The 23,063-nt window shown below is 40.2% G+C and carries 19 protein-coding genes and 1 riboswitch; of the genes, 10 read left to right on the forward strand and 9 right to left on the reverse strand.

Translation table 11 applies throughout. The features are described 5' to 3' along the window. Window positions 1-200: 200 nt before the first annotated feature. The 4 genes from acnB to H5116_RS09940 form a co-directional block, all read right to left on the reverse strand. Complete coding sequence (gene acnB / locus H5116_RS09925) at window positions 201-2,798, reverse strand: bifunctional aconitate hydratase 2/2-methylisocitrate dehydratase (protein ID WP_182695894.1); 2,598 nt, start codon at window positions 2,796-2,798, stop codon at window positions 201-203. A gap of 292 nt (window positions 2,799-3,090) precedes the next feature. After that, window positions 3,091-4,152 carry an OmpA family protein gene (locus tag H5116_RS09930; protein ID WP_154903746.1) on the reverse strand — a complete coding sequence of 354 codons (1,062 nt, stop codon included), beginning with the start codon at window positions 4,150-4,152 and terminating at the stop codon, window positions 3,091-3,093. 390 nt (window positions 4,153-4,542) lie between these two features. Then, window positions 4,543-5,952 (reverse strand): YdiU family protein, encoded by a 1,410-nt coding sequence (locus H5116_RS09935; RefSeq protein ID WP_182716048.1) that lies wholly within the window; start codon window positions 5,950-5,952, stop codon window positions 4,543-4,545. Window positions 5,953-5,960: 8 nt separating this feature from the next. Further along, window positions 5,961-6,659: a DNA-3-methyladenine glycosylase I gene (locus H5116_RS09940; RefSeq protein ID WP_182716049.1), complete on the reverse strand. Its 699-nt coding sequence runs from the start codon at window positions 6,657-6,659 to the stop codon at window positions 5,961-5,963. Window positions 6,660-6,850: 191 nt separating this feature from the next. Further along, window positions 6,851-7,051, forward strand: a riboswitch (Lysine riboswitch). A gap of 190 nt (window positions 7,052-7,241) precedes the next feature. Here H5116_RS09940 and dapA point away from each other — a divergent pair. The 5 genes from dapA (at window position 7,242) to H5116_RS09965 (ending at window position 12,627) form a co-directional block, all read left to right on the forward strand. After that, entirely contained in the window at window positions 7,242-8,126 is an 885-nt protein-coding gene (dapA, locus tag H5116_RS09945; protein WP_182716050.1) for a 4-hydroxy-tetrahydrodipicolinate synthase, read from the forward strand. A gap of 15 nt (window positions 8,127-8,141) precedes the next feature. Beyond that, window positions 8,142-8,882 carry a 2,3,4,5-tetrahydropyridine-2,6-dicarboxylate N-succinyltransferase gene (locus H5116_RS09950; RefSeq protein WP_002958799.1) on the forward strand — a complete coding sequence of 247 codons (741 nt, stop codon included), beginning with the start codon at window positions 8,142-8,144 and terminating at the stop codon, window positions 8,880-8,882. After that, the gene (locus H5116_RS09955; RefSeq protein ID WP_182716051.1) at window positions 8,882-10,087 is read left to right on the forward strand and encodes a PLP-dependent decarboxylase; all 1,206 of its coding nucleotides are present in this window, start codon (window positions 8,882-8,884) and stop codon (window positions 10,085-10,087) included. Before H5116_RS09950 ends, H5116_RS09955 begins: the two co-directional genes overlap by 1 nt. 5 nt (window positions 10,088-10,092) lie before the next feature. After that, window positions 10,093-11,214 carry a succinylglutamate desuccinylase/aspartoacylase family protein gene (locus H5116_RS09960; RefSeq protein WP_182716052.1) on the forward strand — a complete coding sequence of 374 codons (1,122 nt, stop codon included), beginning with the start codon at window positions 10,093-10,095 and terminating at the stop codon, window positions 11,212-11,214. Window positions 11,215-11,592: 378 nt separating this feature from the next. Next, window positions 11,593-12,627 (forward strand): phospholipase A, encoded by a 1,035-nt coding sequence (locus tag H5116_RS09965; RefSeq protein WP_165723666.1) that lies wholly within the window; start codon window positions 11,593-11,595, stop codon window positions 12,625-12,627. Between the two features lie 72 nt (window positions 12,628-12,699). On the opposite strand, the gene H5116_RS09970 is transcribed toward H5116_RS09965, so the two are convergent. Next, window positions 12,700-13,593 (reverse strand): bifunctional GNAT family N-acetyltransferase/hotdog fold thioesterase, encoded by an 894-nt coding sequence (locus H5116_RS09970; RefSeq protein ID WP_002961136.1) that lies wholly within the window; start codon window positions 13,591-13,593, stop codon window positions 12,700-12,702. A 246-nt stretch (window positions 13,594-13,839) separates the two neighbouring features. On the opposite strand from H5116_RS09970, the gene H5116_RS09975 reads away from it, so the two are divergent. After that, window positions 13,840-14,553 (forward strand): spermidine synthase, encoded by a 714-nt coding sequence (locus H5116_RS09975; protein WP_024597210.1) that lies wholly within the window; start codon window positions 13,840-13,842, stop codon window positions 14,551-14,553. Here the strand turns inward: H5116_RS09975 and dtd are convergent. Then, window positions 14,542-14,979, reverse strand: coding sequence for a D-aminoacyl-tRNA deacylase (dtd, locus tag H5116_RS09980; protein ID WP_024597209.1), 438 nt, complete (start codon window positions 14,977-14,979; stop codon window positions 14,542-14,544). The two genes, H5116_RS09975 and dtd, sit on opposite strands and share 12 nt — an antisense overlap. Beyond that, window positions 14,980-15,885 carry a virulence factor BrkB family protein gene (locus H5116_RS09985; protein WP_002961130.1) on the reverse strand — a complete coding sequence of 302 codons (906 nt, stop codon included), beginning with the start codon at window positions 15,883-15,885 and terminating at the stop codon, window positions 14,980-14,982. Between the two features lie 87 nt (window positions 15,886-15,972). Here H5116_RS09985 and H5116_RS09990 point away from each other — a divergent pair, with 87 nt between their 5' ends. The 3 genes from H5116_RS09990 (at window position 15,973) to H5116_RS10000 (ending at window position 18,579) form a co-directional block, all read left to right on the forward strand. Further along, window positions 15,973-16,629 (forward strand): DUF2959 domain-containing protein, encoded by a 657-nt coding sequence (locus tag H5116_RS09990; RefSeq protein WP_182716053.1) that lies wholly within the window; start codon window positions 15,973-15,975, stop codon window positions 16,627-16,629. 74 nt (window positions 16,630-16,703) lie between these two features. Continuing rightward, window positions 16,704-17,783, forward strand: a complete 1,080-nt coding sequence (locus H5116_RS09995; protein WP_182716054.1) for an MBL fold metallo-hydrolase — start codon at window positions 16,704-16,706, stop codon at window positions 17,781-17,783. 67 nt (window positions 17,784-17,850) lie between these two features. Then, window positions 17,851-18,579, forward strand: coding sequence for a CBM9 family sugar-binding protein (locus H5116_RS10000; RefSeq protein ID WP_182716055.1), 729 nt, complete (start codon window positions 17,851-17,853; stop codon window positions 18,577-18,579). Window positions 18,580-18,735: 156 nt separating this feature from the next. Here H5116_RS10000 and H5116_RS10005 read toward each other — a convergent pair whose 3' ends face one another. Continuing rightward, window positions 18,736-19,053 (reverse strand): hypothetical protein, encoded by a 318-nt coding sequence (locus tag H5116_RS10005; RefSeq protein WP_182716056.1) that lies wholly within the window; start codon window positions 19,051-19,053, stop codon window positions 18,736-18,738. Window positions 19,054-19,267: 214 nt separating this feature from the next. After that, the gene (typA, locus tag H5116_RS10010) at window positions 19,268-21,091 is read right to left on the reverse strand and encodes a translational GTPase TypA (RefSeq protein ID WP_002961123.1); all 1,824 of its coding nucleotides are present in this window, start codon (window positions 21,089-21,091) and stop codon (window positions 19,268-19,270) included. 507 nt (window positions 21,092-21,598) lie between these two features. Here typA and glnA point away from each other — a divergent pair. After that, window positions 21,599-23,005 carry a glutamate--ammonia ligase gene (gene glnA / locus H5116_RS10015; protein WP_002961121.1) on the forward strand — a complete coding sequence of 469 codons (1,407 nt, stop codon included), beginning with the start codon at window positions 21,599-21,601 and terminating at the stop codon, window positions 23,003-23,005. Window positions 23,006-23,063 lie beyond the last annotated feature (58 nt).

The following is a 23,063-nucleotide window of genomic DNA, read 5'->3' on the forward strand; positions in this document are numbered from 1 at the left end:
AAAATCTCGCCTAAAATAATGAGAATATTGATAAGGATTTTAATGCATTTTGATAGGAATTTTTGCGCGATTAATTACTTTAAAAGCAATTTAAGACTAGAGTTAATACAATAATATAAAAAAAGAAGCATGAACTATCTAATATTTGTTTTAGCCAATAAAAAACCCGCCGAAGCGGGTTTTTAAACAAACTCTAAAAGTTATACAGCTTGTTGAATAATCACGTTGTCTGCTTTTTTAGTGTAAGCAGGCATACGGTGGAAGTTTAAGTAACGGTAAGTATCTGCAGCCGTTGCATTAATCTTCGCTGCGTATTCTTGGTACTCAGCTGGAGTAGGTAGTTTACCTAAAATAGCCGCTACTGCAGCAAGTTCTGCTGAAGCTAAGAATACGTTCGCGCCATTACCTAAACGGTTAGGGAAGTTACGTGTAGAGGTAGACACAACCGTTGCTTTGTCTGCAACGCGTGCTTGGTTACCCATACATAGTGAACAACCTGGAGTTTCGATACGTGCACCTACACGACCAAAGATACCGTAGTAACCTTCGTCTGTAAGCTGATCTTTATCCATCTTAGTTGGCGGGGCAACCCAAAGCTGAGTTGGGATACGACCTTTAAAGCCATCTAGTAACTTACCTGCTGCGCGGAAGTGACCGATGTTAGTCATACAAGAACCGATGAATACTTCGTCGATTTTCTCGCCAGTAACATCAGATAATAAACGTGCATCATCTGGGTCATTTGGAGCACAAAGGATTGGCTCTTTAATGTCTGCTAAATCGATTTCAAGTACATGTTTGTACTCTGCATCAGCGTCAGCTTCCATTAGTTCTGGGTTAGCTAACCAATCTTGCATTGCAGTAATACGACGCTCAATAGTACGTACATCGCCGTAACCTTCAGAGATCATCCATTTAAGCATAACAATGTTTGATTCTAGGTATTCTGCGATAGACTCTTTAGAAAGTTTAACCGCACAACCTGCTGCAGAACGCTCTGCAGATGCATCTGATAGTTCAAACGCTTGCTCAACAGTTAGGTGTTCAACGCCTTCAATTTCTAGTACACGACCAGAGAATTCGTTAATTTTACCTTTTTTCTCAACTGTTAATAAACCTTCTTTAATACCGAAGTAAGGGATTGCATGTACAAGGTCACGTAAAGTGATACCTGGTTGCATTTCACCTTTAAAGCGAACCAAAATTGACTCAGGCATATCAAGAGGCATAACACCTGTAGCTGCTGCGAATGCTACTGCACCCGAACCTGCTGGGAATGAAATACCTAATGGGAAACGTGTATGTGAATCACCACCAGTACCTACAGTATCTGGTAATAACATACGGTTTAACCATGAGTGAATTACACCATCACCTGGGCGAAGTGACACACCGCCACGGTTCATGATGAAATCAGGAAGCGTATGGTGAGTGTTTACATCGATTGGTTTAGGGTAAGCCGACGTATGACAGAAAGACTGCATTGTTAAATCTGCAGAAAAACCTAAACATGCTAAGTCTTTAAGTTCGTCACGTGTCATAGGACCTGTTGTATCTTGCGAGCCAACAGTTGTCATTTTAGGTTCACAGTATTGGCCTGGGCGAATACCTGGAACGTTACACGCTTTACCAACCATTTTTTGCGCTAGTGTGAAGCCTTTTTTAGAAACTTCTGTCACTGTTGGTACTTTAAATACATCAGTTGGACCTAGGCCAAGTGATGTACGTGCTTTATCAGTTAAACCACGACCAATGATAAGTGGTATACGACCACCAGCACGAACTTCATCTAAAATTACATCAGATTTAAGTTCAAAAGTTGAGATTACTTTGTCAGTACCGTGGCTCTTAACAACACCTTCGTACGGGTAAATATCGATTTGCTCACCCATGTTAAGCTCATCAACATTTAATTCGATTGGTAATGCACCTGAATCTTCCATTGTATTGAAGAAGATTGGAGCAATTTTATTACCTAGACATACACCGCCAACACGCTTATTTGGTACGAATGGGATATCATCGCCCATGAACCAAAGTACAGAGTTAGTTGCAGACTTACGAGAAGAACCAGTACCAACAACATCACCTACATATGCAAGTGGTAAGCCTTTAGTTTTTAATTCTTCAAGCTGAGAGATTGGACCTACTTCGCCTGGCTTGTCTGGTGTAATTCCATCACGTTCAATTTTTAGCATTGCTAAAGCATGAAGTGGGATATCTGGACGAGACCATGCATCTGGTGCTGGTGATAAGTCATCAGTATTTGTCTCGCCAGTTACTTTAAATACAGTAACTGAGATCTTTTCAGCAACAGCTGGCTTATTAGTAAACCATTCTGCATTTGCCCAAGACTCAATAATTTGCTTAGCGAATGTATTACCCGCTTTTGCTTTTTCTTCAACATCGTAGAACGCATCAAACATAAGTAATGTATTTGAAAGGCCTTTAACTACGATTGGTGCAAGTGTTTCGTCATCAAGTAGGTCAATCATTGGCGCGATATTGTAACCGCCCAGCATTGTACCTAATAATTCTGCCGCTTTTTCTTTAGAAACAAGTGGAGAATTAGCTTCACCTTTAGCTACAGCTGCTAAAAATCCCGCTTTAATATAAGCAGCATCATCAACACCAGCTGGTATACGCTGAATGAACAAATCTAAAATGAATTCTTCTTCACCTGCAGGTGGGTTTTTTATTAATTCAATAAGATCAGCAGTTTGCTGAGCATCTAATGGCGCTGGTACGATACCTAACGCGGCACGTTCTTCTACGTGTTTACGATATTCTTGTAGCACAATATTGCCCTCTTGGTGACGTGAAAGTATCCGGTAGCGCTTTGGGCGCAAATAAGTTACCCAATACTTATAGTATTCTAACGCGTAATTATAAAGCTTTTATGGATAGATGAAAATCCATCCAGTTGCGCAACTGATTATACCGATTATAAATACTATGAATAGTGGTTGTGGTAAAAACTATTTTCATGAATACTTATTAAGTAAGAATCATTACCATTAACTAATATTAATTTATTACAGGCATAAAAAAACCCAGCACTTGGCTGGGTTTTTATTACAAACTATTTAATTAACGTAAAACTTTAACGTTTTTGATAGTTTTGATATGCGCTTCTACACGACGGTTTTCTGCGTTTGCAGCTTTAGTGTTTGCATCATTTTTAAGACGCTCTTCACCTAAACCAACTGTAGTAATACGGTCTTCAGCAATACCATCAGCAACAAGTTGCTTAGCTACAGCATCAGCACGTTTTTTAGATAACCATTTGTTGTAAGTTGCTTTACCTACAGCAGAAGTGTGACCTTCTAATAGTACTGTTGTATCTGGGTACTCTTTTAAGAATGCAGATACTTTTTCAATATCATTTAAGTATTGAGTAGATACTGCAGAAGCATTGTTAGGGAAAGTCACTAATAAGCTTACTGTTACTTCTTTATCTTCATATAAAGTACAACCAGTACCATCTACAGCATCAGTCATAGGTGTGTTAGCACACTTATCATCTGCATCAGGAATGTTATCGTTATCGCTGTCTACAGGAGCTACAGCTACTTCAACTACTTTAGGCTCTGGAGCTGGTTTTACTGGCTCTACAGGAGCAGAGTTTTGGCCAAATAAGTAGTTAATACCAATTTTAGCACCAACATCTGTGTAACCACGGTCAAGACCTTGGTATACAGCTGTTTCGGCATTTACAAATAAGCCATCTGTAATGAAATGTTGGTAACCAACACCTGCATTTAAGAATGTGTTGTCATCAACTACGTCAATTTCTTTAATACCGAAAAGACCATAGAAAGGACCGCCGTCTAAATGGTAAAGAGCATCAATACCGTAACGCTCGCCATCAATATTGTTACGGTTGCCAGCAACTTTATCAAAAGCATTAAAATCCATGTCTGCATATTCAAGACGTGCGCTCCAGTAATCACTGAAACGGTAACCAGCTTCAACACCCCAGCCAGTTGATTCGTTTACGTCAAGACCGGCTTGGTCACGCATGTTTTTCCAAGATGCGTCATAGTAGTCGCCAAATGCGCCAATGTAGAAACCTTCTTCTTTATCAGCAGCGAATGTAGATGCGCTAGTTGCAGCCAACGCGATTGCAATTGTAAGTGATTTTAATTTCATTGTTTTCTTCCCATTTGAACAATTTTAAATTGTAGCTAATCGATACTAGCTCAATCAGTTTTATATAGACTAACTGAGCCTTTGTTAATCAATACTTAACGAAAAATAAAGTTTATTACTTTTTTCTATGCCTTGTCGCAACACACATCCACTTACTATAGGCGAAATTAAAACTTTATTGAAAAATAAATATAGTAGTTTTTTGTAAATTAGTACTTAGCAAGGAATGTAAGAGCAATTAAATTAAATGCACTTATAAATGCAAAGAAATATTGCTTGGTTTTAATTGTGCGCATAATACCACCAGAATTAGCATTCCCCTAGGTATATGCGCATGTTTGATTAAAAAATGACTCTTTTTAATCATGTGGTTATATTTAAAGTTAAGTATTAAGTACCACAAAAAGTCTGGTAGTCATTATCATTCGTCGGTGGAGAGCAAAACTCTGATAACTCTTCACTGTTAGAATATGGATTGCTGGCTATTTTTATAAAGCGATGTAGCAACTCACTAGACCCTGTAGCGTTATATTGTGCAATTATTTCTTCGATCACATGATTACGCGGTATTACACGAGGATTTGCAGCTCTCATTACTTCATAACTATTATCGTCAGTTAAACTTACCCACTTAGCTCTCCATTCAATTAGCGACTCAGGTACGCTTTTTTCTCCTTTTAAGGATTCAGTAAGCGCATCAAAGGTATTGGTGTAGTCGAGCTGATTATCTTTTAATAGCGTTAACAGCTCTGCTATTAACTCGCCACTACTATCGCTAGATTCAGTTAAACCCAGTTTTTGTGCCCACATAGCCGTAAACTCAGCATTAAACTGCTCAGCAAAACTATTAATAAATGGCGTCATTAATAAAACTGCTTGCTCGTCATCATCGCTAATAAGCGGTATTAAACTCTCAGCTAAGCGTGCGCAGTTCCAGTTAGCTATATTAGGTTGATTACCGAATGCATAGCGGCCTTGTTTGTCTATAGAGCTAAATACGGTATCAAAATCAAAGCTATTCATCATGGCACACGGGCCGTAATCAATAGTCTCTCCGCTAACTAGCGTATTATCTGTATTCATTACTCCGTGAATAAAGCCAACACGCATCCAGCTCACAACTAGCTTAACTTGGTTTTTAATCACAGCGCCTAAAAATGCTAAGTATCGCTGCGAACCTGTATCGGTTATTTCTGGGTAGTGCCGCTCTATAGCTAAATCGGCTAAATTTTTAAGCCCTTCAACATCGCCTTGCGTCGCTAAATATTGAAACGAGCCAACACGAATATGACTCGTTGCTACACGCGTAACGATAGCCCCTGCTTGTGGCGGATTACGATAAACCGTTTCACCACTACCAACAACCGCTAAGCAGCGTGTGGTTTTAACTCCCAGTGTATGCATTGCTTCGCTCATTACGTATTCACGAATAGCAGGACCAAGAGCACAACGTCCATCCCCACCTCTTGAGTAAGGAGTAGCACCAGAGCCTTTTAATTGAATATCCCATAACTGGTTTTCATCATCACTAATAGCGCCCAGTAAGTGCGCTCGTCCATCGCCTAAGCGTGGTGAAAAATGTCCAAATTGGTGCCCAGAGTAACCAAGTGCTACTGCAGGAATCGCCTGTTTTTCGTTACCGCTAAAAGTGCTGGCACGTAAATCAGCCGCAACGTTAATATTAAACTCTTTTGCTAAACTCTCGTTCCACAGCAATAACTGAGGAGAGGCGACACTTGCAGGGAAATCTTCTATCGCGAAGTTTTCTGCAACATCTGTGTATCTTGGCACTAATTTCATTGTAATTCCTATTGTTGCTGACTTATACCAACACGGTTGTCACCTACGCCATAAGCAACAATTAAGCTTAACTCTTGCATACTTAAGCCACTTTGCTCTTGCATTTCGTTAAAAAAAGCTTGGGCTGCATTTAGTGACTTTTTAGTTTGTAAGCCGCCGTCTATAATTTTATGGGCACGCAAATAATTCTCTACATCGCGTGATAGTAAAAATGTATCTTTACCAAGTGCTCGCAGCGCATAAGGCCCTGTATTTCCGCCTAAACGCGAACCATGCTTTTTTAAATATGCCCACAAACCAATAATATCGTCTGTCGGCCAATTAGCGATAAACTGGCTAAAACTGCCATGTTCCCCTGCTATTTCGTGGATCATGTAAGCATTTTCGGTAATTGTTTTTACTTTTTTATAGTTACGAACAATGCGCTCATCCGTTGCTTTTTGTTCCAGCATATCTGGTGGCATCATTAATAACTTATCAACGCTAAAATCCCAAAAAACCTCTCTAAAGCCTGCCCACTTATTATTTATGACTGACCAATAAAAGCCGCTTTGAAATACTTTTCGAGTAAATTCTTCAAGCCAATCGTCGTCACTTAACGTGCTTAGTTGTTTTTTAGATAGCGGTTTTGCAAGTAATAACTTAAGAATTTTTTCAGAGCCTTTTCGCTCTACCGCTCGCTTATAAATATCGCTAAATTTTTCCATACTAATTAAATACCTCACTACTTATATTGCTAGTGTACGAGAAAAGCACCTAATACGTAACCACCCCTCTTTTCGATGAATTAATCTGTATTTAGTCGCTTGACACCTAGACGGCTAAAATGCTTTAATCGCCGTAATTACCCTATTTAAATTGCACAGGTTTGTAAGTTTTACCCTACAAACAGGTGCAAAGGGCTAGAAGAGGTGCGTTATTCAGGTAGCGTATGTTAGGAGCGCAAACTCCAGTAAGCATACGTGAGGGGAATTAACGCCGAGAAGTAACCACTTTTGCGAGGTGTTTATTTCGGGCGACTAGGTTGAACCCTAGCGACTGTCACCAATAGCTGCTTATAAAAAGCAGCTTGTTAGTTTGGTGGAGAGCTTCTGGTCTTAAATATTAAGGCCGTGCGCCCTATTATTTTAAGCCCATTCGCTCTTCGAATTATTAGTTCGAACGACGTTAATGCGGCTCCTTCCATAAAGCTTTTTAACTCTTCGAATAATACCAATTGCATTAAATTAGTTATCGCTAAAATGATCACGTTTTTAATAAAATTGGTACAAATTATAAGTTCGTGAGAGATGATCAACAACTTCAATTTAAACGACTACTCACTGTGGACCGCGCTCGTAACGCCATTTGATCAACACGGCGATGTTGACTACAACACGTTAACTAAGTTGGTTAGCGATCAAGAAGCGGCACATAACGGTATTTTGCTACTTGGCAGTACGGGCGAAGGTTTAGCACTAACGCTAAAAGAGCAACAAGCCATTGTTGAGCACGTATGCCAGCTAAAACCAACAGTACCACTCATGGTAGCTGTGGGCGGTAGTAACTTAAAGCAACAAATTGAGTGGGTTAACTACTGTAATACACTCCCAATTCATAGCTTTTTACTTGGCTCACCGCTTTATGCAAAGCCTGGCGCTGTAGGTCAAACTCATTGGTTTGAAAGCCTACTAAATGCAAGCGCTCATCCATGTATGCTTTATAACGTACCCGGTCGAAGCGCTGTTAGCATCCCAGCGGCAACAATTCAAAACTTACAAAACAATAAAAACTTATGGGCGTTAAAAGAAGCGAGCGGTAGTATTGCTCAGTTTGAAGCTTACCGCCAAGCGGCGCCTAATTTAGCTATTTTTAGTGGCGACGATGCGCTAATGCCTTATTTTTCTCAAGCTGGCGCAAAAGGTTTGGTGTCGGTAGCTGCAAACGCATGGCCTGAACAAACTCACGAGTTTGTTAAGCGCAGTTTAAGTGGTCAACACCCTAATTTATTTGCCCAGTGGTCAAGCGCTATTAATAGCCTATTTGCTGTCGCAAACCCTATTCCCGTAAAGGTACTGATGCATTTGCAAGGCCGCTTAAGCAGCCCGCAACTTCGTCCACCTTTAACACATCTTGAGTTAACTCAAACCGATTGCATTACAACTGCAAACAACACCATTTTATCTTGGCATTAAATACAGGTTTTTATAATGAGCTGGTTAGAACTATTAAATAATTTAGAATCGGGCGCAGTACGCGCTGCATCACAAAACGAAAGCGGCCAATGGCAAGCTAACGTAGAAGTAAAGCAAGGCATTTTAGAAGCCTTTAAAAATGGCACTAATACTGAATTTGCAGGCGGCTTTGTTGATAAACATAACCTAGCTCCGCAAGAATTTAGTACTGATGATGGCGTCCGTATGGTACCAGGTGGCTCAAGTGTTCGCCGTGGTGCTTATGTTGCTAAAGGCACGATTATTATGCCACCAGCGTATGTAAACATTGGCGCATATATCGACGAAGGCACAATGGTAGATAGCCACGCATTGGTGGGTTCTTGTGCACAAGTAGGTAAAAACGTACATTTAAGTGCTGCAGTTCAGCTTGGTGGTGTACTTGAGCCAATTGGTGCAAGCCCAGTAGTGGTTGAAGATGACGCATTTATTGGTGCAGGCTGTATTATTGTTGAAGGCGTAGTCATTAAAAAAGGCGCAGTACTTGCCCCTGGCGTGCGTTTATCAGCAACTATTCCAGTATACGACTGCGTAAACGAGCGCCAACTAGATAAAGGCGAGCCAATCCCAGAGTACGCGATTGTAATACCGGGCTCTCGCCCTGCATCAAACGAATGGGCGCGCGAGCAAGGCCTAAGCATGTCGTGTGCGTTAATAGTTAAATACCGCGACGAGAAAAGCGATGCATCGTTATTGCTTGAAGAGGTTTTACGATAATGAGCTTTTTGAGCACGCCTATCAAAACCGCTGTAAATACGATTACACAACAACTTGATACACCTTTTTTTGTTTACGACCTAGATCAACTAAACACGCATCTTGCGCGTTTAGTTGCGCAAACCGATGTAAAACTGTGGTACGCGGTAAAAGCAAACCCACTGTCTAAAATTATTCAAAGCTTAGACAGTGCTGGCTTTAATTTTGACGTAGCAAGTAAAGGTGAGCTTGAGCAAGTACTAGCACAAGGTATTAGCTCGCAGCGCGTGCTCAACACAGGGCCTGCAAAAAGCCCTAAACAAATAAAACACTTTATTGAGCGCGGCGTGCGTATATTCGTAGCAGAAAGCCTCAATCAAGTACGTTGGTTAAACCAACAAGCGCAACTACAAAACACGCAGTTACAAGTATTACTGCGTGTACAATTACGTTGGCCTGAAGGTGAAAAAAACCCACTGGGCGGCGACAGCCTTACGCCGTTTGGTTTGGGTTGTAATGAATGGCAAGCACTCAATGTAGCTGACTACCCTGCGCTTAAATTTGACGGCTTGCATATCTTTCAGTGGGGCAACATGCTTAGCACGCAAAAACTAAGCGACTTGTGGTCACAAATGATTGCACCTCTTAGCCAACTTGCCAGCGATTTAAATATTAGCCTTAAAATTTTAGATTTAGGTGGCGGTTTAGGTGTTCCTTATACACAAAACGAAGCAACACTTGATTGGGATGACTTGATTGCTGCGCTCGCTAAAATTAAAAATGATGCGGGTGTAGAAGAGCTATGGATGGAACTTGGTCGCTATGCCGTTGGCGAATGCGGTCATTACGCAAACCCAGTAGTAGAGCGCAAACAAAACTACAATCAAGAACAAGTAATTTTAAGCGGCGGTATAAATCACTTATTACGCCCTGCTGTTACCAGCCAGGACTTTCCTGCTGCATTACTGCGTGAATCCAATGCTAAAACTCAAGCGGTCACTTTATATGGCCCACTTTGTACAGCGCTTGATTGCTTGGGTGAACATAACTTACCAAGCGATTTAAATGAGCACGACTGGCTAGTGTTTAGCCAATGCGGTGCTTACGGCTTTACCGAAAGTATGCCGTATTTTTTATGCCATGAGCTAGCTGCTGAGTACACCTTGCAAAACGGTACACTTACCTGTGTTCGCCAAGCCGAAAATGCCAGCCATTATTTAAGGTAACAAGTATGAGTAATACAACACACATTAGCCAAGAGAACATTGTAGTAGGGGAAGTTGCAAACGGCTTACCACTTACAATTCCTGTGTATCGTTTAAAAGGTGATGGCACAGGGCCAAGTGTTTACATTCAGGCCAATATGCATGGCGCTGAAGTGCAAGGTAACGCAGTTATTTTTCAGCTGCTTGAGCAATTAAAACACCTTAACCTTAGTGGCGATATTACCCTTGTACCTTATGCAAATCCGATTGGCTGTAATCAAAAATCTGGCGAGTTTACCCTTGGCAGGTTCGATCCGATTACGGGCACTAATTGGAATCGCATGTATCACTACAATAAAAATTTAGTGGCACAGTTTGCACAAAATCATACTCAGTATGACGACGCTACATTAAAAAGTAACTTCAAACAGGCACTTATTGACGAAGTAGATAGCAAACTTAACGGCCCTGCTTATTTACTCAATACGGGTAAACGCATTGCGCTTAACTTACAAAAGCTCGCTCATCAGGCTGATATAGTACTCGATTTACACACAGGCCCTATTTCAAGCAAGCATCTGTACTGCCCAACCTATGCAACCGACAGCGCACGTTACTTTAATATTGAACATGTATTGCTTATTCCTAGTGATTTTGACGGCGCTATGGATGAAGCTAACTTTTGCCCATGGTGGCATTTAAGTGATGCGCTTAGCGGACAAGGTCGCGAATTATCAATAGCTGTAGAAGCATTTACTGTAGAGCTAGGCAGCCAAGAAAAAATAGACTTAAAAGAAGCATTAAACGATGCAAACAGCATTTTAAGTTACTTAAATCACAAAGGCGTATTACAAAACGCACCGCATACGCCAGTTAATATGACTCGTTATGCATGTAATTTAGATGACTACTTTGCCTATTACGCCCCTATTGGCGGCATGGTTGAATACTTAGCCCCACTTGGCGGGCACATTAAAGCCGGTGAGCCTATTGCCAATATTTTACGCATGGAGCGCTACTTAAGTGAGCAACCATTGCAAACACTTACTCTTGATTGCGATGCAATTGCTATTTTGCACTTTGCCTCAGCGAGTGTTAATCAAGGTACCGAGCTTTATAAGTTTTTTACTAAAATATTTGAGCTTTAGCTCACCCTTCTCATTGCGTGAGAGTAATACCAATTGCATTAAATTAGTGATCTATTATAGCGATAAGGAAATAGCTTAATAACAAGGCTAAAACTATGGTACATAGTTGTTCTATATAAATAATTTTTAACGTAGTTAGTGAGTTATTTAATACGCTAGAATGATCATGTTTTTAACAAAATTGGTATAAATTAACTAAAGTAGTTAATTTGCATTAGAAAAGCGGCTTAGGCCGCTTTTCTTTTGATCTATATTTACTCTGTATACGTATAAACCTTGTTATAAATACAAATTCAGTAAAAGTTCACCGTTACATATGTAAAAAGACGTTATAATTAAATTAACGCATACAACAACCCAAACTCACAAGGAATTACAATGAGCTGGCGCCACTGGATAACTCTTTCTGCTTTAATTAGTACCGCTACCTTCGCACAAGAAGAAGTTGCTACAAACGAGCAAGACAACGACATCGAGCTTGTAAAACAGTGTATTTTAAATGAGGTAATTGGCGGAGATGGTAAACAGACATTAGACGACCTTCGTAAAAAGTGTTCAGCTCTTGAAGAAAATAAACAACTTACCGCGCTTGATAAACGCCAAGCCCGTGAAGAAGTAGGTAAAAAAAATAGAAATGTAATTACGCCACATAAGCGTAACTATATTTTACCGCTTTCGTACGTATCACACCCAAACGATCGCCCTTTTGATGGTTTTGATGCACTAACAGATGATAGCGACGGCGAACCGCTCGACAATCTAGAAGCCAAATATCAGCTATCGATAAAAGTGCCTCTTTACGATGATTTTTCGGATAAAGACCAAGCCATATTTTTTGGCTTTACACTGCAATCATATTGGCAGATTTATAACTCAGAAATTTCGTCTCCATTTCGTGAAACAAACTACGAACCAGAGATATTTTGGATAAATTACCTCGACCCAGAAAACGTATTATGGGGCGACGAAATGGCAATCGCATTAGGTATTTCGCACCAATCAAACGGTCGAAGCCAACCAAACTCGCGTTCGTGGAACCGTATTTACGCAGACTTTATTTGGGAAAATAGGGGCTTTGTTTTTAGCTTTAAACCTTGGTACCGAATAGCTGAGGACGAAAAAGAAGATATTTTAGAAGCCAATGGCGACGACAACCCAGACATATACAAATACATGGGTTACTTTGAATTTAGCGGCGCGTATCGTTTTCATGACCATGAATTTAGCTTTATGACGCGTAACAATTTAAATTCAGATAATCGCGGTGCAATTCAACTCGACTGGTCGTTTCCTTTATGGGGTCGCGTTCGTGGTTATGCACAATACTTTAACGGTTATGGCGAAAGCTTAATTGATTACAATGCGGATGTAGAACGTATTGGTGTCGGTATATTATTAACCGATTTGCTGTAATACTTCCCTAAATTTTACGCACAAAAAACCCAAGCATTGCTTGGCTTTTTTGTGTTTTGAACAGCTAAACAGTTATTTTTTTACTACAAACTGCCCTTCAAATTCTGCAACCACGTTATCACCATCGTAAATAGTTACTGGCACTACGTAACTTGCTTTACCGTCGGTTTCTAAATCGCTTAACTTGCCCTTACAGGTTTGTATATCAACACAACCACGTGGGTCGGTAGTAAGCGGTTTTAAGTACTTAATGTTAGCATCGGCTAATACAATATTACCTTCAAGCCCAGCTTCTTTAAGTGCTAAGTACGTAGCGCCCCAACCTGTTAGCGTGGCCAAGCTATAAATAGAACCTGCAAACATTGTGTTATGTAGGTTTAAGTTAGCGTCTAGGTCGGCGCTGGTTGTAAATTGCCAATCGGTATAGCTTTCTACCTTAATACCCATCGCGTCACTAATTGGAATAGACTCACGCCACGTATTTTGTAGTACTTGCGTCCAATTAGGGTGACGAAACCAACCTGGCTCAGACGGTTTTTGCTTTACCATTTTAAAGTGTTGAACATCGCCATACGCTAAGTGCGCTTTTTCTTTTAATTCGTAACCGTGGCGTTTATAAAACTCAAGCGCTCGTTCGCGTGCAAACAATACAAGCTCGCCTGCGTTTTGAACCCATGCAATTTTTTCAAGCTCGTGCAGTAAGCGACTACCAATATGCTGGTTACGATTACCCTCTGCAACCGCCATATAGCGCACTTGTGCTTGCTCATGATTGTTAAAGTGCAAACGTGCTACACCTAGCACTTCGCCTTCTTTATTTTTTATAAAGCGGTGCTCAGAGTCTTGTTCCATATCGTCTTGTTCAGAGCCACGAGGCTCGCCCCAAGGCGCGCGTAATACTTGCCAACGCAACTGGTAATAGGCTTGCCAATCTTCGCTACTTTGTGGGGTGCTTACCTGAAACATACATACTCCTGTTGTTATATAAGCCGTAAATAAAAGTCAAAAAAGGCTACGGCGCTATACTAATAGTATTGATTATCTACCAAACTAAAAAGCTTAAATAATTAAGTCCGTTGGTATTATTTATGGCAAATACCATACTCCATCTTAAAAAAACTGCAAATACGACTTTGGTGATGGCTGTAAAATAACGTAAAAAATAATGGCAAAGGCCATTGCGCTTTAACGTTGCTAGTTTATGCTGAGAATATGATGGAAAAAATCAATTATATAAATTCACTGACGGGTTTGCTGGGCGATCAATTTATTGAAAATAGCCACAGCATTGGTCAGTTAATCTATTGGCATAAATGCAGTGGCGATCACATTCAAGTACGTGAGCACGAGCCGTTACGCTGGTTACTGATTAACGACACTCTTCAATCTGTTATTGATTTAAATAACCCGGATTTATTACTTTTTCCACATTTATTATGCCTAGGTAAGCATTGGCAGGCTCTTAAGCCGCCACAAAAAGTGTTAGAACTAGGCCTCGGCGGCGGAGCAATTCGTAATTATTTACAATACAAATACCCTAAAGCACAAATAACATCGGTTGAAAAAAACGCCGATATTATTGATTGCTATACCCAATTTTTTTCGTCAAATAAAAATGAGCAACTGCTTTGCGCCGATGCGCAACAGATTTTAAAAAGTGCGCAAAATATTGATTGGATTATTTTAGATTTGTTTAGCCAGATAGATGCACCTCGATTTTTATTTGAAGAGGCATTTTATAAAAAAATTTACTCGGCTTTAAATAACAACGGTGTGCTATTTATTAACTTTTTATCGCAGCATGAGTCGCAATTAAAGCAACTTCAGCAGCTATTACTCGATGTATTTGGTTGTAATGTTAGCCCGCAAAAAATTACGGGCTATGTAAATCATATTGTCGTGGTAACCAAAAACTTAAACAGATAAGTTAAACGTAACGGGCCCATCGTTACACAAGCTTACTTGCATATCGGCACCAAACTCACCGGTGGCTATTGTAAGCCCCAACTCTTTAGCTTGAGCAACAAAGTACTCGTAAAGCTCATTAGCTTGGCTTGGCGTTGCCGCAGATGAAAAGCTAGGGCGCATACCCTTTTTAGTATCAGCCGCTAGCGTAAATTGCGAAACCACCAGTAACTCACCTTTAATATCTTTAAGGCTTAAGTTCATTTTGTCGTTTTCGTCAGTAAAAATACGATAATTACTTACCTTGTGTAAAAGCTTATCGGCCGTTTGCGTATCGTCGTGTTTTTCAACGCCCAGCAACAACAATATACCTTGGCTAATTTCACCTACTACTTGGTTGTTAATTTCTACTTTGGCATGCTTTACGCGTTGTATTAAACCTTGCATTTAAACTGTGTCCTTTACTGCTGGTTCATCATCTTCTAGTTCAAGTTCTGGTGTTTCTGGAATATCATTTGGGCTAATACACGCAGTAAATTCAGCGCCAAGCAAAACAACGACCCACGATAAATACACCCATACAAACAAAATAGGAATGGTTGCTACTGCGCCGTAAATAACTTCGTACGAAGGAAAATGGCTAATATAAAGTGCAAACCCTTTTTTAGTCAGCTCAAATAAAAGTGCCGCAAAAAAAGCGCCAGGTATTGCCGCTCTGAACGATACACGCGTATTAGGCACTAAGGTGTAGAGCATAATAAAGCCCACCATCGAAATCCCATACGGCAATAACTTTAACAAAAACCCGCTAAACCCAGGAATACCCTGATCAGCAAACGATACCAAAGATACAATATAAGAGGTAACACCAATACTCGCTCCGAGTAATACAGGCCCTAAGCTCAAAACCATCCAGTACACAGCAAATGAGATCATCATTGGGCGTTTTTTCTTAATTCGCCAAATTCGATTTAGTGTGGCATCTACATTACGTATTAACAGCAAGGCTATTGCAGCTAAAAAGCCAATACCTACCGCCGTCATTTGATTAGCGTTACCGGCAAAGGAGCTAATGTGCTCTCTAATAACATCGGTAGAGGTAGGGACAAAGTTGGTAAACAAAAAGCTCTCAATTTCCATGCGAGTAGATTCAAAGCCCGGAAAAGCTGAAAATATAGCAACACCCACCGCAATTAAAGGCACTAAAGAAAGAAGGGTTACGTAAGCAAGGTAACCTGCATTAACCGTTATTTGATCGTCTATACACCGATTAAAATACTGCATCCACCAACCAGGCTGCTGGCGTATAAAGGACTTAACTTGCTGTTTGTAATGTGAGAGCTTATCATTCATACAATTGACTTGTGCTTATATAGTTTTGATTATAATAACAATCAGCGCCATAATTTACAGCACTAACGCTCGTAAACAGGAATTCAAATGAAAAAACAAACATTACTCAGTGTTTCAATGCTTGTCGTAGCACTTACTTTAACTGGCTGCCAATCAGCTTATTATTCTGCGATGGAAAAAGTGGGTGTTCACAAACGCGATATTCTTATTGACCGCGTAGAAGAAACCAAAGACTCGCAACAAGAGTCACAAGAAGAATTTAAATCGGCACTAGAGCGCTTAACGACTCTAATCGATTTTAATGGTGGCGAACTACAAGACACTTATAATCAGTTAAATGACGATTACGAGTCGAGCTTAAATGCCGCTAACGAAGTGTCAACTAACATCAATAAAGTAGAAGACGTGGCAGAAGCGCTATTTGATGAGTGGAGCGATGAGTTAGAGCAATACAAAAGCGCGTCACTTAAGCGTGAAAGCAGCAAAAAGCTAACCGCGACTAAGCGTCAATTTGATCAGCTATTACGCTCAATGCGCAGCGCAGAGAGTAAAATGGAGCCAGTATTAACCTCGCTTCATGATAACGTTTTATACTTAAAGCATAACTTAAATGCACAAGCGGTATCGGCTATTAAAGGTGAATTCACTAACCTTAAGCGCGATATTCAATTGTTGATGAACGACATGAACAAATCGATTGCCGATTCAAATAAATTTATTGAACAAATGAATAGCGCTGGCTAATCATTTGTTACTTTAACAAGCCTGCTTAATTGCAGGCTTTTTTATGTTAAAGGGAATGCTAAAAGGGATTTACAATGAAACGCTTTTTAATCGCAGCAATACTCTTATGTATATTAACGGCCTGCGGTGCACCTAATAATATTAATCGTATTACCAGCTCTGACTCAGTTGTTGTTATTAATGATAAGAACGGTCGTTATAAAAATTTATACACAGGTGAAAAAACATATCCCACTACCTGTACTGAAAACTGCTACCCAGCTCACCCAGACTTACTATGCAAAACCGGCAGCGAAAACTGCCAGTACCAAGGCCAGCAAACTAAACCACAACTTAGCACTGGCTATACCGTACGCTGGCTTGGTCACGCTAGTTTTGTTATTAACACTCCAAATGGTCAAAGTGTGCTGTTTGATCCGGTAAAAAATCAGTTTGATTCTCCAGTGGCACTTGGCTTTAAACTCGGCGGTGGCATTTATCGTAAAGCAGGCGCTTGGCCTAGTGAGCAAGAACTCGAAAATATTGATGCGGTAATGTATTCGCATATTCATTACGATCATTTTAATAAAGCCGACATACAAAGCATTGGCAATAAACCTCGCTATTTAACACCACTCGGGATGGCCGACAACTTCCCTACCGGCGGTTTTAACATTAGCGAAATGCCGTGGTACTCAACAACCAACATTGACGACTTAGTTATTAACGCCGTGCCAGCTCATCATTTTAGCGCTCGCGTATTAGTGCCCTTTATTTACGAAGATAACAATAAAGACTTATGGAATGGCTGGCTGCTTGAACAAAACGGTAGCACCTTATTTTTTGCAGGCGATACAGGCTACTCAAAACATTTTAAAGACATACAGCAAAAATATGGCGATATAGATGTATGCTTAATCCCAATCGCTTCTTACTACAGTAAAGAAAGTGGTAAATTTTATCGTTACGTTCACACCACACCAGAAGACGCGCTCAACGCAGCACAAGAGCTTAACTGCAAAGTAATGATACCGTGGGGATACGGTAACTCAAGTTGGAAAATGGGCGACCACAGCAGTCATTCAGCCCTGCTGCGCTTATTGCATATGTACAATAAAATGGATTCAAAAGTACCGCTGTATATTTTAAACGAAGGCGAAAGTATTTCACTGTAACTATTTACTTAGCTGTTTTAAGATTGTTATTACATTAAGACGAATCGACAATAAAATTGAGAGATTAATGAAGAAATTAGCACTCGCCTTAAGCTTTTTATTAAGCACGCCAGCAATGGCTATTGATGTTGAACATACATCAACTCCAATTACTATTGATGGCGTATCAGAAAGCGTATGGGATAAAGCCGCTTGGCACGACATGCCTTATTTAATGGATGGCACACTGCCATCAAACGATGCCGACTTTAAAGGGCGTTATCGTTTATTGTGGGATCGAAACTATTTATACCTACAAGCCGATATTGTGGATGATGTTCTAATAGATACACACGCAGATCCAACCTATAAATATTGGGATGACGATGCGCTTGAAGTATTTATTGATAGCGATGCATCGGGCGGTAATCATCAATTTAATCACACCGCATTGGCGTACCATATTGGCCTTGATAACCAAGCTGCCGATTACGGACCTGATAAAAAAGCCCATTTGTATACCGACCACCTAGTTAGTAACTGGAAGCGCAATACCACCGCGCCTTTTAACATCACCTGGGAAGTAGCGATAAAGATCTACCCTAATGATTATAAAGAAGGTGCTAAAAACACCCCACTTACACTTAGCGAAAAGCAAGTAATCGGCTTTATGTTAGCGTATTGCGATAACGATGGCAGTGAGGTGCGCGAGCATTTTATGGGCTCACACGAAGTACAGCCGGTAAATGGCGACAGAAATCGTGGTTTTATAGATGCCGACGTATTTGGCAAAATAACCCTACTCCCTAAAAAGTAAGCCCCCAACACCAATAAGTAGGTTGGGTTGAGCGAAGCGAAACCCAACGAAAAATATCCTACCAACAAAAACATAGACTTTGCAATATCGATTATTTAATTCTCAAGCACGTTTTTGCTTAGACAAAGAGCGCTGCGCCCTAATATAAAGCTAATTTCAGCCACCCTTTTGCTCATGTTTAATAATTTTAAGAAGCAAATCAATTCTGCGATTTGTTTTTTTGGTTTGCTCCCTAATCATTCCCTGCACCATAGCTGAAGCAAGAAAAATAAAACATATTATTTGAAATAATTCAGTTTCAATATCATAGAAGCTATTAGCAATTGATAACAAAACAAACGGTAAAAAAATTGATATGAGATCTTTCAAGCCCCAATCATTTTTTCCTAACGTTTCAAATTCATCTTTATATTTTTGCAGTTCAGCAATATGTTCTATCTCTAGTTTTGCCTTCATTTCATTTTCGGTATTCACACTAGCTTACTCGCACATATTAAATATAGCTTTGATAATAACTTAATACCTTTTTTAGGTTCAATATTAAAAACTGTTTAACGGTATCGAACCAACCGCGATGTTCTTCTAACCTGAGAGCTTACAGCTCTTTTCTCGCTAACTATTATTCACAAAAAAGCCGCTGTGTTTTTCAATACAGCGGCTTTTAAAATCATTATTCTAAATTAATAGATTATGACTTAGGTGCACGACCCGCACGTTTACGTTCGTTTTCTGTAAGGTGTTTCTTACGGATACGAATGTTTAGTGGAGTAACTTCAACTAGCTCGTCATCATCGATGAACTCAAGCGCTTGCTCAAGTGAGTAGTTAAGGTGTGGAGAAAGCGTTTGCGCTTCATCAGTACCAGATGCACGTACGTTAGTTAACTGCTTGCCTTTAAGGGCGTTAACTGTAAGGTCGTTATCACGGTTATGAATACCGATAACCATACCTTCGTATACTTCAACACCGTGACCGATGAATAAACGGCCGCGCTCTTGTAAGTTGAATAATGCGTTAGTAAGTGCTTTACCAGTTGCGTTTGCAATCATTACGCCGTTCTTACGAACGCCGATAGCGCCACCTTTATGAGGACCATAATGATCGAACGTATGGTACATAAGACCAGAACCCGAAGTAAGCGTCATGAAATCAGTTTGGAAACCAATTAAACCACGGCTTGGGATCATGAAGTCTAAACGCATACGGCCTTTGCCATCTGGAGTCATGTTAGTAAGTTCACCTTTACGTAGGCCAACTTGTTCCATAACAGAACCTTGATGCTCTTCTTGACAGTCAATAGTCACTGTTTCAAACGGTTCTTCTAGAACGCCATCTACAGTACGTAAGATAACTTCTGGACGAGAAACTGAAAGCTCGTAACCTTCACGACGCATGTTTTCGATTAAGATACCTAGGTGTAATTCACCACGACCAGAAACACGGAAGCTATCTGGGCTTGCAGTATCTTCAACGCGAAGTGCTACGTTGTGTACTAATTCTTTGTCTAAACGCTCACGGATATTACGTGACGTTACAAACTTACCTTCTTTACCACAGAAAGGTGAGTTATTTACAGAGAATGTCATTGTTACAGTTGGCTCATCAACACTTAGTGGTGGTAATGCTTCAACGTTTCCTGGGAAACAAACTGTGTCAGAAATCTTAAGCTCACCAATACCTGTTACAGTTACGATGTTACCAGCGTAAGCTCTATCAGTTTCGATACGCTCAAGACCTAGGTAGCTTTGTACTGCACCAATTTTACCATTACGTGTAGTGCCATCAGCACTGATAATAGTAACTTGTTGGTTAGGAGCAACAGAACCACGTTTAATACGACCAATACCAACTACACCAACATAAGAGTTGTAATCTAGTTGAGAAATTTGCATTTGGAAGTCACCTTCAGGATCTGCATCCGGTGGTGATACTTCTTCAACGATCATCTTGAACATAGGTTCCATGTTGTCTGATGGTTCGTCTAAATCTAGTGTTGCCCAACCGTTGATTGCTGAAGCGTAGATTACTTTAAAGTCTAACTGTTCGTCAGTCGCGCCAAGGTTGTCGAATAAATCAAAGATTTGATCCATAACCCAATCTGGACGAGCGCCTGGCTTATCAATTTTATTGATAACGACGATTGGCTTTAAGCCTTGCGCGAATGCTTTTTGCGTAACGAAACGCGTTTGCGGCATTGGACCTTCTTGAGCATCAACAAGTAATAATACTGAGTCAGCCATCGAAAGTACGCGTTCAACTTCACCACCGAAATCGGCGTGTCCCGGGGTATCTACGATATTGATATGGTAGTCATTCCAAGAAATGGCTGTGTTTTTAGCCAAAATGGTAATACCACGTTCTTTCTCAATGTCGTTTGAGTCCATCACGCGCTCTTCGTTACCGCCGCGTGTTTCTAATGTACCTGATTGCTCAAGTAGTTTGTCAACCAGTGTTGTTTTACCATGGTCAACGTGCGCGATAATCGCTATATTTCTTAACTGTTCGATGCTCATATATTTACTCAGAGAAATTAAATTCTCATTGATCCTGCAAGATCTACGCACTCATCCACGCTTTCGCGAGATGTCCCAGCATAGGATTTAAAAGGGCGCATATTATCCCTCATTAATGACATGGATGAAAGTTTATCCAATATAAATTTCAAAACTTTCTCAATACTTTTACTAAGTATCTGTTTTATATATGACAATTATATGAATTAAATTTCAAATTTTTTTTGAAAAACAGCCTTTTTGGCTATTTTGCTGATCTTTTTGGTACTCTTTTGCATTTAGGTTATGCTATTTCCGAGCGATTAAATTAGCAGCAAATTGTGCCCTGTAAATTTTGCACCAAAAAGGAAAATTTACGCACCAATATAGTGCGTTTGTACATTCCATTTTGATGCAACGATATTTTTTTAATTTATAAACAGCTAGTTATAAAAATGGCACAAAATCAGCTTAGTAAATCCCAAAGCAATTATGCAGCAATAACAAAACCCAATAGTTGGAGGACACATGTCACAATCGGTTTTAGATTTTATTAAAGAAAATGACGTCAAGTTCATTGATTTACGCTTTACTGACACTAAGGGTAAAGAACAACATGTATCTATTCCTCATCACCAAGTTGATGAAGACTTTTTTGAAGACGGTAAAATGTTTGACGGTTCTTCAATTGCAGGCTGGAAAGGCATAAACGAATCAGACATGGTATTAATGCCAGTTGCTGAATCAATCAAACTAGACCCTTTCACTGAAGAATCAACATTAATCGTACGTTGTGACGTAGTAGAGCCTTCAACGCTTCAAGGTTATGAGCGCGACCCGCGTTCTGTTGCTAAGCGTGCTGAAGATTACATGCGCTCTACAGGTATTGCAGATACAGTTTTATTTGGCCCTGAGCCAGAGTTTTTCGTATTTGACGACGTTAAATACAAATCAGATATGTCTGGTTCTATGTACAAAATTGATTCTAAGCAAGCTGCTTGGAACTCAGATAAAGAATATGCAGATGGCAACACAGGTCACCGTCCAGGTATTAAAGGCGGTTACTTCCCAGTTGCTCCTGTTGATGACTTCCAAGATTGGCGTTCAGCTACGTGTCTAGTTCTAGAAGAAATGGGTCAAGTAGTAGAAGCACATCACCACGAAGTTGCAACAGCAGGTCAAAACGAGATTGCTACTCGCTTTAATACAATGGTATTAAAAGCGGATGAAATCCAAGAAATGAAATATGTTATCCATAACATGGCTCACTTATACGGTAAAACAGCAACGTTTATGCCTAAGCCAGTTGTTGGTGATAACGGTTCTGGTATGCATTGTCACCAGTCACTTGCTAAAGATGGTGTAAACCTTTTTGCTGGTGATAAGTACGGCGGCCTTTCTGAAGATGCGCTTTACTACATTGGCGGTATCATCAAGCATGCTAAAGCAATTAACGCTTTTGCAAACGCCTCTACTAACTCGTACAAACGTTTAGTACCAGGTTTTGAAGCACCAGTTATGCTTGCATACTCTGCACGTAACCGTTCTGCATCAATCCGTATCCCAGTGGTTCCATCTGAAAAAGGTCGTCGTATTGAAGTACGCTTCCCAGATCCAACAGCTAACCCATACCTTGCTTTCTCAGCAATGCTTATGGCTGGCCTTGATGGTATCAAAAACAAGATCCACCCTGGCGATGCTATGGATAAAGATTTATATGACTTACCAGCTGAAGAAGCAGCAGAAATCCCAACTGTTGCAGCATCACTTGACGAAGCACTATCTGCACTTAGCGCAGACCGTGAATTCTTAACTCAAGGTGGTGTATTCACTGACGACTTAATCGATGCTTACATCGAACTTAAATCTAAAGAAGTTGAAAAGCTTAACATGACAACTCACCCAGTTGAGTTTGAAATGTACTACAGCTGTTAATTTAGCTGTATAAAATATGTGTGTTCTCAAGCCCGCTTTGCGGGCTTTTTTAATGGTA

It is taken from the genome of Pseudoalteromonas sp. SG45-2, from assembly GCF_014164115.1.
In the GTDB taxonomy this organism is placed as follows: domain Bacteria; phylum Pseudomonadota; class Gammaproteobacteria; order Enterobacterales; family Alteromonadaceae; genus Pseudoalteromonas; species Pseudoalteromonas distincta.

What these genes read in the sequence shown, in the direction of transcription:
- H5116_RS09940 (WP_182716049.1), bottom strand. Translation starts at nt 6,659, where the DNA reads ATGGAAAAATTTAGCGATATTTATAAGCGAGCGGTAGAGCGAAAAGGC.
- H5116_RS09965 (WP_165723666.1), top strand. Translation starts at nt 11,593, where the DNA reads ATGAGCTGGCGCCACTGGATAACTCTTTCTGCTTTAATTAGTACCGCT.
- dtd (WP_024597209.1), bottom strand. Translation starts at nt 14,979, where the DNA reads ATGCAAGGTTTAATACAACGCGTAAAGCATGCCAAAGTAGAAATTAAC.
- H5116_RS10000 (WP_182716055.1), top strand. Translation starts at nt 17,851, where the DNA reads ATGAAGAAATTAGCACTCGCCTTAAGCTTTTTATTAAGCACGCCAGCA.
- H5116_RS09985 (WP_002961130.1), bottom strand. Translation starts at nt 15,885, where the DNA reads ATGAATGATAAGCTCTCACATTACAAACAGCAAGTTAAGTCCTTTATA.
- H5116_RS09955 (WP_182716051.1), top strand. Translation starts at nt 8,882, where the DNA reads ATGAGCTTTTTGAGCACGCCTATCAAAACCGCTGTAAATACGATTACA.
- dapA (WP_182716050.1), top strand. Translation starts at nt 7,242, where the DNA reads ATGATCAACAACTTCAATTTAAACGACTACTCACTGTGGACCGCGCTC.
- H5116_RS09950 (WP_002958799.1), top strand. Translation starts at nt 8,142, where the DNA reads ATGAGCTGGTTAGAACTATTAAATAATTTAGAATCGGGCGCAGTACGC.
- typA (WP_002961123.1), bottom strand. Translation starts at nt 21,091, where the DNA reads ATGAGCATCGAACAGTTAAGAAATATAGCGATTATCGCGCACGTTGAC.
- H5116_RS09995 (WP_182716054.1), top strand. Translation starts at nt 16,704, where the DNA reads ATGAAACGCTTTTTAATCGCAGCAATACTCTTATGTATATTAACGGCC.
- H5116_RS09935 (WP_182716048.1), bottom strand. Translation starts at nt 5,952, where the DNA reads ATGAAATTAGTGCCAAGATACACAGATGTTGCAGAAAACTTCGCGATA.
- glnA (WP_002961121.1), top strand. Translation starts at nt 21,599, where the DNA reads ATGTCACAATCGGTTTTAGATTTTATTAAAGAAAATGACGTCAAGTTC.
- H5116_RS09930 (WP_154903746.1), bottom strand. Translation starts at nt 4,152, where the DNA reads ATGAAATTAAAATCACTTACAATTGCAATCGCGTTGGCTGCAACTAGC.
- H5116_RS09970 (WP_002961136.1), bottom strand. Translation starts at nt 13,593, where the DNA reads ATGTTTCAGGTAAGCACCCCACAAAGTAGCGAAGATTGGCAAGCCTAT.
- H5116_RS09990 (WP_182716053.1), top strand. Translation starts at nt 15,973, where the DNA reads ATGAAAAAACAAACATTACTCAGTGTTTCAATGCTTGTCGTAGCACTT.
- H5116_RS09960 (WP_182716052.1), top strand. Translation starts at nt 10,093, where the DNA reads ATGAGTAATACAACACACATTAGCCAAGAGAACATTGTAGTAGGGGAA.
- H5116_RS09975 (WP_024597210.1), top strand. Translation starts at nt 13,840, where the DNA reads ATGATGGAAAAAATCAATTATATAAATTCACTGACGGGTTTGCTGGGC.